The following is a 15,213-nucleotide window of genomic DNA, read 5'->3' on the forward strand; positions in this document are numbered from 1 at the left end:
CGGTTAGGTCGCTGGCGATGCCGGCAAAGGTTCGTTGATTTCTTCAGGAATAAAGCCGCCGGTCTGGCGTTTCCACAGACGGGCAAACAAGCCATCCCGTTCGACCAGTTCGTCCGGCCTGCCTTCTTCTAGGATACGGCCCTGATCTAGCACGACGATGCGGTCCATCATGGCAATGGTCGAAAGGCGATGTGCGATGGCAATCACCGTCTTGCCCTCCATCACCAAGTTGAGTTTTTCCTGAATGGCGGCCTCAGATTCGCTGTCGAGGGCGGAGGTCGCCTCGTCGAGCACGAGGATCGGCGCGTCCTTCAGCAAAACGCGGGCGATTGCTACGCGCTGCCGTTGACCACCGGATAGCTTGATGCCGCGGTCTCCGACGAAGGCGTCATAACCCTTACGGCCTTCGCCGTCCGCAAGATCGGTGATGAATACATCGGCCCTTGCTGTCTTCGCGGCGTGTTCGATCTCATCCTTTGTCGCCTCCGGTCGGCCATAGCGTATATTGTCGCCGACCGATCGGTGCAGCAGCGCGACGTCTTGCGCGATGACCCCGATGTTGCGGCGAAGACTTGCCTGCGTGACCGTGCGGATGTCCAGACCGTCGATCAGGATCGCGCCGTCCCCGATGTCGTAGAAACGCAGCAGCAGACTCACCAGCGTCGTCTTGCCTGCCCCGGAGAGGCCGACCAGCCCCACCTTCTCGCCGGGCCGAACCGTCAGAGACAGATTATCGATGACGGGCTTTCCAGACTTGTATGCAAAAGAAACGTCTTGGAAACGAATTTCGCCGCTGTTGACCGTGAGGCTCGCCGCGTCAGGCCGATCGATGATGGTGGGCGGCGTCGTCATCACCGGCATCGCGTCCTTGATCGTCCCTATCGCCTGGAAGATCTGCTGGCCCATCTGCAGGAAGGTGAAGATCTGCGTGGAGAGCCGCTGGAGAATGTAGACCGCGCCGACGAACTCGCCGACCGTCAGAAAGCCGTTGACGAGACCCGAGAAACCGATCGCCAGCATCACCAGCCAGAGCGTCGTGTTGAGGACCACGACAATCAGTTCCGAGGTGCGGTAGATGCGCTGTTCTCCGTGCTGCGTGTGTATGGCCTTTCGGATGATGCGGCTGATGGCGCCGGCTTCGCTGTCTTCGGCGGCGAACTGCTTGATCATCTGCATGTTGGTGTAGAGATCGGTGATGGCGCCGGCCACCAAGCTGCGCTGCTTGGCGGTGCGGCGCGAACGCTCGGCAAAGATCGGCGCCATCTTGATGGTGAGCGCCACATTGAGCGCGATCCAGATTACGACTGGCAAGGCGAGCTGCCAGGACAGGCTCGACAGCAGGACCACTGAGCCGACCAGCTGCAGCAGGAAGCGCGGAATGGACTGGAAGGCAGCAATGATCTGCTGCTGGACGGCGGACGATACCTGCTGCAGGCGCGAGGCGACCTGTCCGGCGTAGAGATCATGGAAAAAGGCGAGATCCTGCCGCTCCACCGCCTTGTGCCCCTGCCACTGGATGGCGGCCGGCATGCCGATGCCGAGCGTATGCGAGTTGAGTGTGTTTAGAAGGAAGGAGGCGATTGGCATGGCCGGAAAGATCAGAAGCCCGAGAAACGTCAGGAGTGGCCATTCGCGGTGCAGGAAGGCGGATGCGCCCTTCTGCGATACGCCATCGACAATGACCGAAAGCCCCCAGACGATGGTCAGGTTGATGGCCTCCATCGCCATGGATGAAAGTGCGAGGGAAATCAGCACGCCACGGAACATCGAGATGAAGTGCACGAGGACGGCTACGGGCCCCTTGGAAGGCAGCGGCCGGTAGGGAATATCGAGCGGGCGGATCAGCGTTTCGAAGGGACGGTAGATCGCATCTGAAATCGACATGGGCCGCTCGGGTCAATAATCGGGAGGAGGGCGAGGGGACTCAGCTATGCAGGTCGCATAGGACCATCTTCCGATTGCAATCTCAATCAGAAAATCTCCGCAAATCTCCTGGAATGGGAAGGGTCGCAAATGTCGGATCTGAGATCGTGGGAGAGTGCCTGGGGCGTCCGACGTTCCTGCCTCGTTGATCTAGGGAACCTGCTGAACACCTGTCGGCCCGTGAACGTCCCTCGGGATCGATAACGAAAGGGCCGGTCTCTTCCGGAAAGTGTCGACAGCGTGTGTAATCCGCCGGTCCCACGAGGGCGATCCCAGTATCTCCCAGCCGAGATGAAGGGAGAGGACGATATTTTACGCTGCGTCAGACGTGTCGCTACGCTCAGTGACGAACTGCATGATCCATGTTCCATTTCTGTTCTAACTATTGACTGAGGGAGCTCCTAATGGGGCATGGCGGGGCTGGACGAAACGGGTCGCCTTGCCATTTACTGGATTCTAATAAAGTCGAGGGAGTTTAGGAGCATGGCTGGCGAGATCCCCGTTTTTATCAGCCCGATAGATGTCGAGATTGAAGGCAACACCGGCCGCTATCGACACGCTGATACAGTCGAGGACCTCGCCGCCATGCTCCTAAGCAGCAAATTCACGTTGTCAAAGGCACCTTCATTCCATCGTGCCCTCATGACTTCGCTGGAAGCGCTGGAATTCTTTACAGATGCGGCATGTGCCCGAGCGGCTTTCGTTGCCGCAGCCCATGAGGTAGGGCTGCACGTCCTGCCGGACGATGTCGCGGAAACGCGAAAAGCAGGCTGAGAAAAGAGAGCCCCACAAAGAGGCAGGGCTCAGGAAATGATGAGCAGTGCCCCAGAGCGGGCAACACGCGGACGATACGCCTCACATTCGAGGCCTTCAAGGTAAAGAACTCCCATCTTCATTTCGTGATGAGCATCAATGACCAAAACTCCGCGTCCTAAACCTTTGCTCACTGGGGAGGAGCCACTTCGCTCCAGTCCAAGAAAACCTCGTGACCCGTCGCAGCCACAGTTGCCCTTTGACCTTATGGCAACGCGCGTCGAGCCATGTCTGGCGCTCGTCAAGCAGCGTCCGCCCGCTGGTCCGGAGTGGCTCTACGAGATCAAATGGGACGGGTATCGCATTGCGGTGCATCTCGACAATGGCAATGTACGCATCCTGACGCGCGGGGGACATGATTGGACATATCGTTTCCCGGCGATCGAGGCAGCGGCCAAGAGCCTGGGTGTCGGAACAGCTATCATCGATGGGGAGGCAGTTGTCCTCGACGAGCAGGGGCGGCCCCACTTTGGCATGCTGCAGAATTCGCTAGGCGGTCGACGTGGGAAGCTTCCCTCGGGGCAGGCGATGATGATGGCCTTCGATCTTCTATACTTCGATGGGCACGATATCCGAAACATGGAGCTATCATCGCGTCGGTTCTTCCTAGAGTCTCTTCTGCGGGGCGAGGAGGGCGCTATTCGGCTCTCGGAGGCAATTGACGGAGATGGCCGGGAGATATTCACAGTTGCCTGCGAGCAGGGGCTTGAAGGTATTATTGCGAAGCATCGCGACAGCACTTACCGGTCAGGACGTCTTGGCGATTGGATCAAGGTCAAATGTGTGCAGAGCGACAGTTTCATCGTCGTCGGCTACGAGCCCTCATCGGTGGCGCGGGCAGGGATCGGTAGCCTCCTTCTTGCAGCCAGCAAGGGCCGCGAGTGGGTTTACGTCGGAAACGTCGGTACGGGCTTCACCGAAAGCAACGCGGAGTCGCTGCGCAATACGCTGGACCGCATTAGAGCGAAACGGCCGCCGGTCGAATACGATGGGCCGCGCAGTGACGTCGTGTGGGTGCAACCGACACTGATTGCCGAGATCGAGTACCGCGCCTGGACACATGACGGCAAGCTACGGCACGCGTCGTATAAGGGCCTCCGCGACGTGCAGGATAATGCAGCGGTCTACGAAATCGAGTGATCAGTCCCGACCTTGCGACCAAGGACAACGGCCCTGAATTCGGCCCGCTTCGCGACGCCTGGGCAAATGCGGTGATCGTGAACATGGTCTCGTCCGACGACGAAAGCTAGACATCGACACAATTCGTCATTCACTGCGACATCAGAGGAAGCCCTTCAGCGCCGCGCATTGAAACCATTTACATTGATGCCGACCCTGGCTCCGCTTTGCGTACCTTCTGCGCGGCGGTGGCAAATCCGCAACCATTGCTATCTCAAGGCCGTGCGTTGACGGACCCGCGTCCCGACATAGCGTAGGATCTGGCCACGCTGCTTTTTCTAGATGCCGCCTCCGTAGTATAGTCTCTCTTATTCGCAGGTGCGGTAATAGTAATACTAAAAGAAGTACTAAAAATATAAAGATAATAGTTGCTTGAAGGAGAATCCTAGGTTAGCTTTTGTCGTCAGAGGGACAAAGTATTTGACACATGAGCGTTCAGCGGTCGGCGAATGGCGACCGCTGGGGAGGAACGATGACAAGATCCGTTCGAATTCTTCTTAGAGCCTGGATGCATCGAAGAGTACACGTCTTCAATTCGATGCGAAGCGACGATCGCAAACATAGCGCGTCGTAAACATTTCATTCCAATTTGCTAATTTTGATCCGCGTCTCGGATTGGAGTGTTCTATGCAAAGGCAAGCTGTCGTTTTCAATGGTCAGGAAGTCGGTATAGCCGTTCCCTTTGACAACCGCTTGAAGTTCATCGCCGTCCGCTTTCATGTGATAGATCTTGACAACAAGCTGTTCGACACGGTCACGGATATCCGTCGGGCGATCACGGATCACCTAGCCGCCAGGACCAAAGGTGAACCACGCGCTGCAGTGCACTGATCTAAAGGGGCGTCAGCACACCATAGGACGCTGGCACCCTTTCAGCGGGTTCTCCGGTTCGGGTAGGATCTGCATTATCTCATCCCGGTCGAGGATTGGGGAGGTCGGTCTTCCCGTTCTCCTAATTGTAGGATTGGACGCACACACGCCGATAGAACTCACACAGGTGAACCCGTTCTTCGGCCGTGGCGATCAGTATGCGTTCCAACCTCCGTTCGAATGCGCAGGATCGCAATTGCGGGGATCGGCCGTGCGGGGTCAGTGGCGTCAGCCTGATCCGGTTGCCAAGACCAATTCGAAACTGAGCCAGCGTCATCCCCGCCTTAATGAGCAGCGCTCGGACAGTCGGCTGCCTCTCGGCAGCGATGGCGATGCGAAAAGCTTCGACAAGTGCATTCTTTTGCACAGGAAGCTCGATTTCGTCGATCAGGTCATTCCCGATCTCGTCCTCCTTCATGAAAAGCAAAAACTCATCGATCAAGTGATTGGCCATCAGGACATCGTCCAGCACATCCTGGCTGACTGTATAGACCGTTTGTCCCCGTACGTTCAGGCCCATGCGGATCTCCTTCAGCAAAGAAACGCCGTCGGGCGGCATTCGTTCGAACAACGGCTTTCAAAAGTGCAGGGTGGAAGTTCCGCGTGTATTCGAGTGGTCAGGCGCTCGGCGCAACCAGCTCTCCTGCTTCAAAATCGGTGTCAAACACCATCTATCGCCGAGCGGGACAGCGCCAGACGATCTGTTTCAACGACGAAATCCCTGCGTGCTAAAGCTCGTGTTTCCTTCTATCGCTTGTACGTCCACGAGTGTCTCTTCGGCTGCGTAAACGTCCCTTCCGCCTGAAGCATCGGGATCACCGCAATCATTGCCGTCGTTTGAATTGTCCTGTCTGTTCGTCCACGGCTGGTGTCGTTTCTCGCTTCTCGGCGCCCCCGGGGTCGGTTATGACCGCGTCGGAATGCTGCCTGGCCGATTCAAGCATGGTATCCAGATCGGAATCGTCGTCGGTTTTGAGTTCGTCGTTTCCATCAAGGATTTCACGCTCGGCCTGAAGCCAGTGATCGTCGTGTTGTCCAGGCGGGCTACCCTCGCGCTCCCATAGTTCGTAGGCCCGTCGTCGAATGCGTTCCGTGCGGTTTCCAACTTGGACACCATCACACCTTTCGCGCGATGTTGCGATGGCCGTTTCATCCGGACGTGTGCCTTGAATGGGAACCTTTGTTTCTCTTGCCATTTTCGCGCTCCTTTTAAAAGGTTGCGCATGCTAACGATGCCAAATCAAGGATGTTCCCTCCGGGCAAAGCTTCGTAATGAATCGTACAACGATGACGCAGCAAGCCAAGACTTTCCAGCCACTAGCCTTGGAGGGATGACGTCCATGCCCGGCAGCGAGGTTGGCGCCATATTTTCTTGTCTGCAGACCCAGCAAGCGACTTTCGGGAGGCATTCAGCCACGTGAGCCTCGAATTCGACGCCGCATGTGCACGAGTTCCGAATGACGAATGTCCCAATATTTGAAGTAGGCGCTGCTCGGGAACGAAGCCGTGATTGCGCAGTCCAGAGCGTGCAACTCGCTTCGCCGCGCAAACGCAAATTGCGTGGACGACGGCGAATGCTGACGACACGGGTTTGCTTGCTCGGCGCCATCTTAAAGTTCTTTGAATTTAGGCTGACTGCAACCGCCTGGGAACCTTGAGCATTTTAATCAAGGCGTCGAAAGTGTACGGCTTTGGAAGGAACGAAGCACCACTTGGCAGGTCGAAATGGCCGAGCTGAACATGCCCTGATGTCACGATAACCCGCGCGTCGGGAAATCGGGCTCGAATTAGGGAAACAAGGCCCAGGCCGTCAATCGAACCAGGCATGTTGATGTCGGTGAAGACGGCATCAGCCGAGCCGTCTTGAAGAAGCACCAGCGCCTCATCAGCGTTTGCTGCTTCAACCACATCGAAGCCATCCTGCTCAACCGCGTCGACGGCCGCATAGCGGATGAGAGGACCCACACCTTCTCAACCTTCGCATGGTCAGCACAATGGCCTTGATCCTCGCGTTCTAGCCCTTCGAACTCGGACATTGCCTGCAACCAGTGCTCGCGATCGCACCCGAGGGACAGCCTTCCTGCTGCCAGATCTGATGGGCCTGTCGGCTGATCCAATTGTATCTGTCTCCATCCATTTCCTGCCTCCGCTGATCCGAACGTGGCGAAGAGGATCCGGTTCCGCCGACGTATAAAAATCGGCCGAAGGTCGCGGCTCGTGTCGCTGAAAGAGTTTAGACAAAGCCGAAGAACGTCGCGTGCTGCATCGCCAGGCGGTACACCCGTCGCTATTAGCAGCATATCTGCTGTCAGGCGTAGGTCTCCAAGCCCTGGCCAAAGGATGCGCCGCGCTTCGGTTGCTGGGCGCGTTTTAATTGCCAGGCGAGAATCGGTGTCACTCGATCTCGACCAAAGCCGGCCGATCCCGGTACCCCTCGTATTGACTACCAGCGAGTGCTCCAATCAGGATTGTGATCCCAATAAGGACAATTCCGCTAATGTAGATCAACAAGGGAAGACGGTCTTGCGTGGTCATGTCTTTGTCTCCTTTCCCTATTGTTATGAACCTTGCGAAATCAGCTTGGTTCCAGATCCGCAAAATGATTAGCGGATCCGATTCCACATGGCCATCGAGCACTACAAACCGCCTTGGATGTAAGCGCGATTTTCGATGCGTATTGACGCCTGTTCCACACCGAACGGCGGATAGCATCGGTCGCGGTATCCGGCTCTATTCGGTCGTGGAGGTCTTGGAGAAGTTGAACGGGAGCAGGTCGCCGATGTCGGCATTCTCTTCGCGCTGTGGCAACTCGGTGAGTACGTGGCGCAGCCAGATCAGAGGGTCGACGCCACAGGCGCGGCATGTCAGCATCAGACTGTAAATCACAGCACTGGCCTTGGCTCCGTCAGCAGTGTCGCTGAACAGCCACGATTTTCTTCCGGTCGCAAAAACCCTGATGTCGCGTTCCAGGATGTTGTTATCGATCGGCATCCTGCCGTCGCTGGTGTAGCGCGTCAGATAATCCCATTGGTTCAGGGTGTAGGACACAGCATCGCCGAGCTTGGTATCCGGCACGACCTTCGGCGCGATGTTATCGAGCCACGTCTTGAGGGCGTTCAGGACAGGCAAACTGTGCTGTTGCCGGAAGCGGCGAATGCAGGCGGCCTGCGTTTCACCGGCGTCGGGCTTTATCTCTCGCGCCTGCCTCTCGATCCGGTAGAGCTGCTCGAAGAACCTGAGCGCTTGCTCCGGCGGGCCGCCGCCATTCTTTCTTGCCTTGAGGGCTTCGACGAAGCGCCGCCTGGAGTGAGCCATGCATCCGACATGGGTTGCGCCATGCAATGTGCGCCAGGCTGTGTAGCCATCGCTCACCAATATGCCGCGGTAGTCACCAAGGAAGGTCTGCGGGTGGATCTGGCCGCGCCCGGGCTGATAATCGAGCAGTACGATTGGCTGGTCACTGTCCTCGCCGCTGCGATAGGCCCACATGTACGATGTGCTGGTGGCCTCCTTGTCCTTTTCCTTGAGGACTTGAACCGTCGTCTCATCGCCATGAATGAGAGGCTGCGATCGCAACCGCAGTTTCAGCGCATCATAGATGCGGTGCAGATGCTTCTCGCTTGAGCCGATGACCCAGTGAGCGAGAGCGCCGCGGCTGATCGGAACACCAGCACGCTCGAATGTCTGAGCCACGCGGTAAAGCGGTGTGCCGTCGACGTATTTGTGGACGAGCGCGAAGGCTAACGTCGAGGCGGTAGCGATGCTGCCCGGCAGGGGCTGCGTCGGCATCGGTGCGATCACGACGGGTGTGTTGATCCCGGTGCGGTCGCAATGGCGGCAAGCGTACTTGAACCGCACATTCTGTAGGACCTTTGCCTTGACCTCGATATGGAGCTGCTCGGTAACAGCCTCGCCCATGCGATGCATCTGACCCTGGCAGCAGGGACAAGACTTCTGATCGTCGGGGAGGTCATATTCGACGCGCTCGCGTGGCAGGTCTTCTGGCAGAGGTCTGCGTCCACGCTTCTTTCCCGTTTGACCTTCTACCGCTGGCAGGCCGGTGTCCGGAAGCTCGACAACATCGCCTGCTTCGCTGCCATCCTCGACCGCAGCCTCTTCGGCCTCGTTGAAGAGACGATCAATGTGCTTTTCACTGCGGGGGGCAAAGCGATGGAGTTTTGCCAGTGCAAGCTCTTCTTCCAGCTTGACGACCCGCTGCGAGAGCGCTTCCTTCTCGGCTTTGAGCGCAGCGATTTCGGCAGCATTGGCTGCCAATTGCGCCATCAGTTCTGCAATGCTCGGTTCGCCGGTGCGAGTCATCAGATTCTTGAATCTGAACCGCCCAGCCGCGTCAACTGCTCAATTCGACATCCGTCAGCCGGCAATCTGATATTGCCGCACCGGATGGCGCACCATTGCGTCGATATCGATGCCATCGAGGATCCAGTGAAGCTGTTCTGTCGTCAGCATGACCACCGGCACCTCGCAACGGGGCCATCTGAACCTGTCCTCGGTCAACCGCTTCAGGACCATCACAAAACCGGAACGATCAAAAAACAGCAGCTTCATTCGGTCACGCCGGCGATTGCAGAAGGCAAAAACCGCAGGCGCAAACGGATCCAGCGCCATCGTCTCCTGGACCAGGACCGCCAGGCTGTTGATGCCCGCGCGGAAGTCGATCGGTTCGCGATGCAGGTAAACCTTGAGATCACCGCCCAGTCTGAACATGACCCAGCGCTCCTATGATTGCTTCCAGCACTTCCACACCGGCGCACTCGACGGTCAGGCTGACCCCGTTCGGCAGGAGTGCGCTCACCTTGGACGCGGGAAGGCACTGGCTCAATGGCTTGGTCTTCTTCAGATCGCCAGCAGAACCCGAGTGCATATCCGGAGCAATCTGAACCGGAACGAACGCCGAGGCCAAAGGCAATTGACGCTCCGCTCTGGACTTCTTCATCCACTTCCGGACGAGATTCGCATTGACGCCGTGCTCCAGCGCCAGCCGCGAGACCGAAACGCCGGGTTCTAAGCACGCCGCGACAAGCTGATCTCTCGACGCAGGGTCATATCGACGGCGGCCGTCGCGACCAACAAGCCGTACCTGCAGTTTAGGAGCATCTTCATCCATGATTTGGTGTCCACCTATTTTTTGGTGGAAGGTTCATGCCTCACAGCACTCCGCTACAGAAGGCGCACAGAAATTAGCGCTTACCCTTGGATTAGCTGCGATACAAAGTTGAAGTACCTCTGACCTGGACGGGGTCCGTCCTGGATTCGGCGTCGGCTGTCGCTTCGGTGGCTTACTGTCGAGCCGCAACCTTGAACCGCCTTTGCGCCCAGCGTGCCGTCTCCGTCGCCGCCTGACAAAATGACCGCCACCGAATAGTCGCCCCAACGCCAACGAAACCAGGAATATATCGATGGGCTTGCGCTCACGGTTCATTGGATCGAGTTCGCGGGTGCGAAGTATGCCCTTGTCAATCGTGAGGGTTACATTGCAGGGCATCACATAGACATGATTGGACTCAACGCGGGTGTTGTTCGCCGCGACCGTTACCGGCATCGGCGTGTAGCGGCCAAGATCTCGTGTAAATAACTTTCGCGGTCCGGGCGAAGATGGGTGATTACTATGATTGCTACACCTGGATCTGCGGGCATTTGGCGAAAGAACGCGTCCAGGGCCGGGACGCCGCCGGCCGAAGCGCCCACACCGACGACAGGAAGTCTTGAATCCTCTGACATCGGACCCTTCATTGGAATCTATTACAACCCAGCAGACTATTTTATGCCGCGTTACATGGGAGCATATAGGGCGAAATCGTCAAGACGCATCAATTCACCGGGGGCGAGTGGCGTTCAGAAGCTGTCCCGTGGGTTTCTCGGTCGAACGGCCCCTCCGCATGCAAAGTCGGAATGGCGACATCGTCTCATGGCGCCTATGGCCGCACGTCTCGCTTAGGTCGAAAAACATTCTAGCGGACTGGGGAGGGTTCACGCGGCCGGGGGGCCGAGCGATTGTGCCTGGTTTTCAATTAATCGACCGGCAGCCAGAAATATTGGGCCATCAACTCGTGCTACCTGTAATTGCCGCCCATCGCCTTACCACTGTTATTCGACAACTCCGAAGACTGGGCCGAATCCGCCATGCCAGGATCGGTCATTGCGGCCCATTGCCGGATTGTAAATCCCCACGCCTCGTCCACCATCGAGGAACAATGCATTGGGGCACTTCAAATGATCACGGAAAAGCCGCGCGAAATCATAAAAATTCACCCTGTCTTCGCTGATCGCGAAGCGAACTGCCTTGCCGCAGAGCCCCACACCGCTCCGCCGCGTTCTATCTGTCGACCCGACAATAAAGATCGGATTCACCTTGTTCTGGATAGCGAGCATTGGACCGGACTGGGTGGCGAAACGCACCCTTTGCCGACGCTTCAGAAATTCATTCGTCGGCAGTATTCCGGCGCTTGCGTCATCGAGAAAGAACACCCCGTTCGGCTCTTTATAGAAATTCGGTACCGGGCCGAGGGAGCCTTCAGGCTCTGCGGTATTGGCGGATCTCAATTCCCGCCCGTTTTCGACGTAGAGTCCGATTGGTGAGAAATCCGGTAGGTACATGCCGGCGTTGACGGCAAACGCCAGCGTTCGCCCCTCGTCGCGGACGGCTTTCGCAACGCTTGAAAAGTAGCGGTAGGGCTCGCCATCGACGTTCTTCCAGAACAATCTCAGGTCGGCTTTACCCACTTCCACTGTGCAAACGACATATCTCGTCTCTTCGAAGGTTTGTCGCGCGCATTGTTGGGCAAGAGCGGATTGTAAGGATACTATTGATGCTGCCAGGACCATGGCAGCAACGAGCACACCATGTTTGAGATCGGGCATCGTTGCCGGTCTCCTTTTCAATCGCCAATGGATCGATCCTCTCAGTGATCGCACAACTTCTGAGCGCCGGGGCGATCCGGACTGTTTAGCCCAACCAAGCGCCCGCATTTGTGGATGATGATCGAGTGGCACCTAAAGACGAGGCGCTGCCGGCGCACCTTGGACGCGCTGTGTACAAACAATGCCGGCGGCGATTGCGGCCTCTACCAGAGCCTGCCTTGCTTCCTCCGCTGGAAGCTGTCCCTCAGTGACCGCCGCGCACGTTGCAAGCGCATACTCGAAGGCTGGACCAAAAGTTACTGGCCACCGTTCGGCGAGAAGCGCCGAAGCTTCGTTTGTACTCTTCACATCGACCGGATGCGCCTGACCAGGCAACCAGACTTCGAGCCCATACATCCAATCCCCGCGGACGACCATCATCATGAACCTCCTATGAGTCGCGATGGTCACCATACTGCCATTCCCACTCAGCCAATTTAAGGCAACGGGACCACAATATCGCAGTTTGCGAGCGGATGCAGGGGTTGGCGCAACTATCGCTTTTGTTACTTGTTGTCTGCTCCCAACGTAGCCTCGCGAGAGGGCAACTGATCGGGCATTAGACCCTTTGTGCCTCATTGGAACGAGTACGGGGATCTTTGAAGGGGCTGTCCAAATGGAACTTGATCGCCGGTGCCGGTGACCAACAGGGACTGAGGACACCTGCGACCATACAAACCAGAATCGCGATCATCACGATGCGCACGGACGAAGTCTTTCAGCAGAGCGCATCCGGGATGCGCGTAGTAGCCAGGTTCCGGATCATCATGGCACTGCCGTCTGAACCTGATAGTTGGGCATTCGTATAGCTGACCCAAACTTTCGTATGTGCCGACCTGAGCTTCACGTTCACTGGAAAGAAAACGCCCGCTACAACACCAGGCCCCAAAACGTGGAATTGAGTATGCGATGGAGCCGGTTTCGCTTGCAGCATGTGATCGCAGGCAGTTAATCTCGCTTGAAATATCTTCGTCAAGCATTCTGCGTACGCAACTGTTGCGAAATGCTATGCTTGCGGTGTCGCAAAAAACAGGCGCAAAGCCGCCGCGTTAATCGGGGAATTTCGCGACAGGAGCTTTTCGGCTCACGATCATACGGAACTAAGCTGCACTCGGAGGGGAAACCATGGAGGCCAGCGTAAGGAAGCTCTTCGAGCGATACGAACGCGTTTTCAAGCAGTCCCTCGATGGCGACATAGATATGGATCAGGTCGCATCGTTGTATGCCTCCGACTTCATAGCGGCATCGCCTGTTGGGGTGATGACCGGAAAGAACGACGATCAACTCAAGCAAGCCATGGCGCGAGATTATGCGCACTATCGGGCGATAGGGACGAAGCAGATGCGGATACGCAATATCCGCCTCTCGCACATAGATGAACACCATTGCGTGGCCCATGTTGCATGGACGGCAACCTATGTCCGCAAGGATCAATCGGACGTAGCGATAGATTTTGACGTTCACTACTTCGTCCAGGAGCTGGACGGAGGGGCGAAAGTTTTTGGCTGGGTGTCAGGCGACGAGCAGGCGCTTTTAAGGAAGCGCGGCATCATCTGAAGTCCACTCACTACGCCGACGACGAGACCGCTCCGTCGCTGAAATCCCAATTTCGCAACTAAGCTGCCCCTCCTGAAGTTATAGCGGAATTTCTGTCGCAAAAGTTGGACGCAAAACGACACGCTTTGCGTCTGATTTTTGCGACGGTAAGTAGTCCACATTTTAGTTAGGGGCTGGCGCGACAACAGGCTCTCTTTCGGCGACGGAATCGTCCTTCGGATCGTCCGGTTGCTTCCGTGCTTGTCGGGATTTGTTGACTATTGCCCTTGGTCTTTCTTTTGGAGCGGATGCACTTATGGCAGTACCCTTGGCAGCCGCCGCTTTCGATCCCTCGGTCTTTTTGCGATTGCGGCCTTAGAGCCACGGGCGGTTTGAGTGAGCTTGGCGTCGGTAAGTTCGAGGGAGACGTTATGCGCCAGGTTGTACGGGTTACGAAAAGAGATGGCGCAGTACGCGCCTTGCGGACATGGCAAGGAAAGCCATCCCTGGCACAGGCACGTATTGAGCCGCGTGTCCTCCCAGGTGACCTTACTCAAAGGCAGACACGGACGCCGGCTTCTCTCAGTTTGCTGCGGCGTTTCCGACGCGGTGTCCAGCATTCTGGGTGGCGTTAACCGTATTTGCGGTATCGCGGCCAATTCCCTTGATGGTGTTGGCGCAAGAAGCCATGAAAACTATCAGAAACAGGGCGGCGGCTAGTCTCGTTACAACGGTCATGGCACATAATCCTTGTTGAAGACGGATAAGTAACGTCTCGTGCTTCCAATTTGTTCTCCCAAAAGGTCACGAGCATCGACCTCACGCACGGGTCGGTGAAATGTCGGCTAATGTTCCTGACGGTCGATGTTGGAACATCCTGATAGAACCGGAGTTGAGGGGTAAGCTTGGTCGTCATATTCCAGGAGAATATGACGGGTCTCAAGGCGATCGCGAATGCGACACCCAAAGCGAAGCGTGGCTGCGAGGGAGATCTCGATGAGTGATATGCCGAAGTTTTGCAGGTGCGTTTTTCTGACCTGCGACGTTGGAGCTCCAGAGGGACATGGCGATCTCGATCACCGGCGGCGATAACGTTTGAGCTGGGAGGATACTATGCCCAAGCAAGATGATCCCGCGACCTTCGCAGACCGCCTGTCGGCGATGACAGACGACGAGGTGTTTTTAAGGATGCAGGACCTCGAAAAGCAGAGCGAAGCGCTCTCTCGCGCACGGATGGACCTGGACGATACTCTCGCGTTTATTGCATTGGTGGAAACCGAAATCGAGCGGCGGTTCCCAGGTCAGGCACTACAACCATATAAGGAATGGCAGCGGAAGGGCTCCGAATAAGCCTTCATCGCCCGCCTCCAATCGACGTCAGAGCTCACAGACGATGCTTTTGGATCGAGCCCGTCGCGACATCGGATGTCGCGCCCGCAAAGCGGATCTTGGATGCTCAATCCGGCCGCTAGCTTTCGTTAAGGCGGAGAGCTTTCTTCAACGGGAGACATTCGATTATTCTTCCCGTACTGTCGGTAATCTCGAACACTTGACCATCGACAACGTCGCCTTGCAAGACCGCCTCGGCCAACATTTCTCGGGCCGCGACAATGGCCTCTCGATGAGCGGCGGCAGCGCTGTCAAGGTCTACGCCTTCCTCATCTTTGATAATCTCATTGCCTTTGCGGAGGTGGAAGAAATACTTGGTCATCGGCAACCACGGGAAAAGATTGAACCAAAAAAACGCATCGTGTCTTTGTTGGTTCCTAGCCTGTATGCAATTTCTCTATCCTGCCGTTCTGGGAGGGATAAAGCCTTGGAATGAGGCCCATATCGGACACACTCGCCTCACGCAGGCAGACAAAGCGGTCGCACACCTTGGGAGAGATCGATAGGCGCCGCGCTCAGGTCATAGTTCTCAGCTGAGAACTTTGGTGCGGTCGTATCCGAGGGCGAGATACTAAGACCCTG

17 protein-coding genes and 1 pseudogene are annotated in these 15,213 nt (G+C 56.8%); 5 read left to right on the top strand and 13 right to left on the bottom strand.

Going from position 1 to position 15,213, the window contains the following annotated elements; genetic code table 11:
- Window positions 1–3 precede the first annotated feature (3 nt).
- Entirely contained in the window at window positions 4–1,884 is a 1,881-nt protein-coding gene (locus LPU83_RS62555) for an ABC transporter ATP-binding protein (protein WP_024318506.1), read from the bottom strand.
- Between the two features lie 450 nt (window positions 1,885–2,334).
- On the opposite strand from LPU83_RS62555, the gene LPU83_RS62560 reads away from it, so the two are divergent.
- The 3 genes from LPU83_RS62560 to LPU83_RS74515 all read left to right on the top strand — a co-directional run bounded on the left by LPU83_RS62560 (window position 2,335) and on the right by LPU83_RS74515 (window position 4,746).
- On the top strand, window positions 2,335–2,697 hold the full coding sequence (locus tag LPU83_RS62560; RefSeq protein ID WP_374046223.1) for a DUF982 domain-containing protein: 363 nt from the start codon (window positions 2,335–2,337) through the stop codon (window positions 2,695–2,697).
- A 138-nt stretch (window positions 2,698–2,835) separates the two neighbouring features.
- A complete protein-coding gene (gene ligD / locus LPU83_RS62565) occupies window positions 2,836–3,876 on the top strand; it encodes a non-homologous end-joining DNA ligase (RefSeq protein ID WP_040680814.1) in 1,041 nt (346 codons plus the stop codon).
- Window positions 3,877–4,542: 666 nt separating this feature from the next.
- Window positions 4,543–4,746 carry a hypothetical protein gene (locus LPU83_RS74515; protein ID WP_024318509.1) on the top strand — a complete coding sequence of 68 codons (204 nt, stop codon included), beginning with the start codon at window positions 4,543–4,545 and terminating at the stop codon, window positions 4,744–4,746.
- A gap of 121 nt (window positions 4,747–4,867) precedes the next feature.
- Here LPU83_RS74515 and LPU83_RS62575 read toward each other — a convergent pair whose 3' ends face one another.
- The 10 genes and pseudogenes from LPU83_RS62575 to LPU83_RS62620 all read right to left on the bottom strand — a co-directional run bounded on the left by LPU83_RS62575 (window position 4,868) and on the right by LPU83_RS62620 (window position 12,087).
- A complete protein-coding gene (locus LPU83_RS62575) occupies window positions 4,868–5,305 on the bottom strand; it encodes a hypothetical protein (RefSeq protein ID WP_141652617.1) in 438 nt (145 codons plus the stop codon).
- 304 nt (window positions 5,306–5,609) lie between these two features.
- Window positions 5,610–5,981 (bottom strand): DUF2934 domain-containing protein, encoded by a 372-nt coding sequence (locus LPU83_RS62580; RefSeq protein ID WP_040680815.1) that lies wholly within the window; start codon window positions 5,979–5,981, stop codon window positions 5,610–5,612.
- 430 nt (window positions 5,982–6,411) lie between these two features.
- Window positions 6,412–6,693: a response regulator gene (locus LPU83_RS62585; protein ID WP_231052431.1), complete on the bottom strand. Its 282-nt coding sequence runs from the start codon at window positions 6,691–6,693 to the stop codon at window positions 6,412–6,414.
- A gap of 106 nt (window positions 6,694–6,799) precedes the next feature.
- On the bottom strand, window positions 6,800–6,922 hold the full coding sequence (locus LPU83_RS76075) for a DUF2934 domain-containing protein (RefSeq protein ID WP_082321293.1): 123 nt from the start codon (window positions 6,920–6,922) through the stop codon (window positions 6,800–6,802).
- 593 nt (window positions 6,923–7,515) lie between these two features.
- Window positions 7,516–9,105, bottom strand: a complete 1,590-nt coding sequence (gene tnpC, locus LPU83_RS62595) for an IS66 family transposase (RefSeq protein WP_037069545.1) — start codon at window positions 9,103–9,105, stop codon at window positions 7,516–7,518.
- Between the two features lie 54 nt (window positions 9,106–9,159).
- Window positions 9,160–9,513, bottom strand: a complete 354-nt coding sequence (gene tnpB, locus LPU83_RS62600; protein ID WP_037069548.1) for an IS66 family insertion sequence element accessory protein TnpB — start codon at window positions 9,511–9,513, stop codon at window positions 9,160–9,162.
- Window positions 9,494–9,913 carry an IS66-like element accessory protein TnpA gene (gene tnpA / locus LPU83_RS62605; protein WP_037069550.1) on the bottom strand — a complete coding sequence of 140 codons (420 nt, stop codon included), beginning with the start codon at window positions 9,911–9,913 and terminating at the stop codon, window positions 9,494–9,496. The genes tnpB and tnpA overlap by 20 nt, the downstream gene beginning before the upstream one ends.
- A 33-nt stretch (window positions 9,914–9,946) precedes the next feature.
- Window positions 9,947–10,539: pseudogene (locus LPU83_RS75940) on the bottom strand (chemotaxis protein CheB).
- 354 nt (window positions 10,540–10,893) lie between these two features.
- Entirely contained in the window at window positions 10,894–11,667 is a 774-nt protein-coding gene (locus LPU83_RS62615) for a phosphodiester glycosidase family protein (protein WP_024318722.1), read from the bottom strand.
- 132 nt (window positions 11,668–11,799) lie between these two features.
- On the bottom strand, window positions 11,800–12,087 hold the full coding sequence (locus LPU83_RS62620; RefSeq protein WP_231052432.1) for a DUF982 domain-containing protein: 288 nt from the start codon (window positions 12,085–12,087) through the stop codon (window positions 11,800–11,802).
- A gap of 744 nt (window positions 12,088–12,831) precedes the next feature.
- On the opposite strand from LPU83_RS62620, the gene LPU83_RS62625 reads away from it, so the two are divergent.
- On the top strand, window positions 12,832–13,263 hold the full coding sequence (locus LPU83_RS62625) for a hypothetical protein (protein WP_024318725.1): 432 nt from the start codon (window positions 12,832–12,834) through the stop codon (window positions 13,261–13,263).
- 561 nt (window positions 13,264–13,824) lie between these two features.
- Here the strand turns inward: LPU83_RS62625 and LPU83_RS62630 are convergent.
- A complete protein-coding gene (locus LPU83_RS62630; protein ID WP_024318726.1) occupies window positions 13,825–13,980 on the bottom strand; it encodes an entericidin domain-containing protein in 156 nt (51 codons plus the stop codon).
- A gap of 375 nt (window positions 13,981–14,355) precedes the next feature.
- Between LPU83_RS62630 and LPU83_RS62635 the strand changes: the two genes are divergently transcribed.
- Window positions 14,356–14,592 (top strand): hypothetical protein, encoded by a 237-nt coding sequence (locus tag LPU83_RS62635; RefSeq protein ID WP_029710515.1) that lies wholly within the window; start codon window positions 14,356–14,358, stop codon window positions 14,590–14,592.
- A 118-nt stretch (window positions 14,593–14,710) separates the two neighbouring features.
- Here the strand turns inward: LPU83_RS62635 and LPU83_RS75945 are convergent, their stop codons facing one another.
- Window positions 14,711–14,953 (bottom strand): DUF6894 family protein, encoded by a 243-nt coding sequence (locus tag LPU83_RS75945; protein ID WP_024318728.1) that lies wholly within the window; start codon window positions 14,951–14,953, stop codon window positions 14,711–14,713.
- Between the last annotated feature and the right edge of the window lie 260 nt (window positions 14,954–15,213).

This window comes from Rhizobium favelukesii (assembly GCF_000577275.2).
Taxonomy (GTDB): domain Bacteria; phylum Pseudomonadota; class Alphaproteobacteria; order Rhizobiales; family Rhizobiaceae; genus Rhizobium; species Rhizobium favelukesii.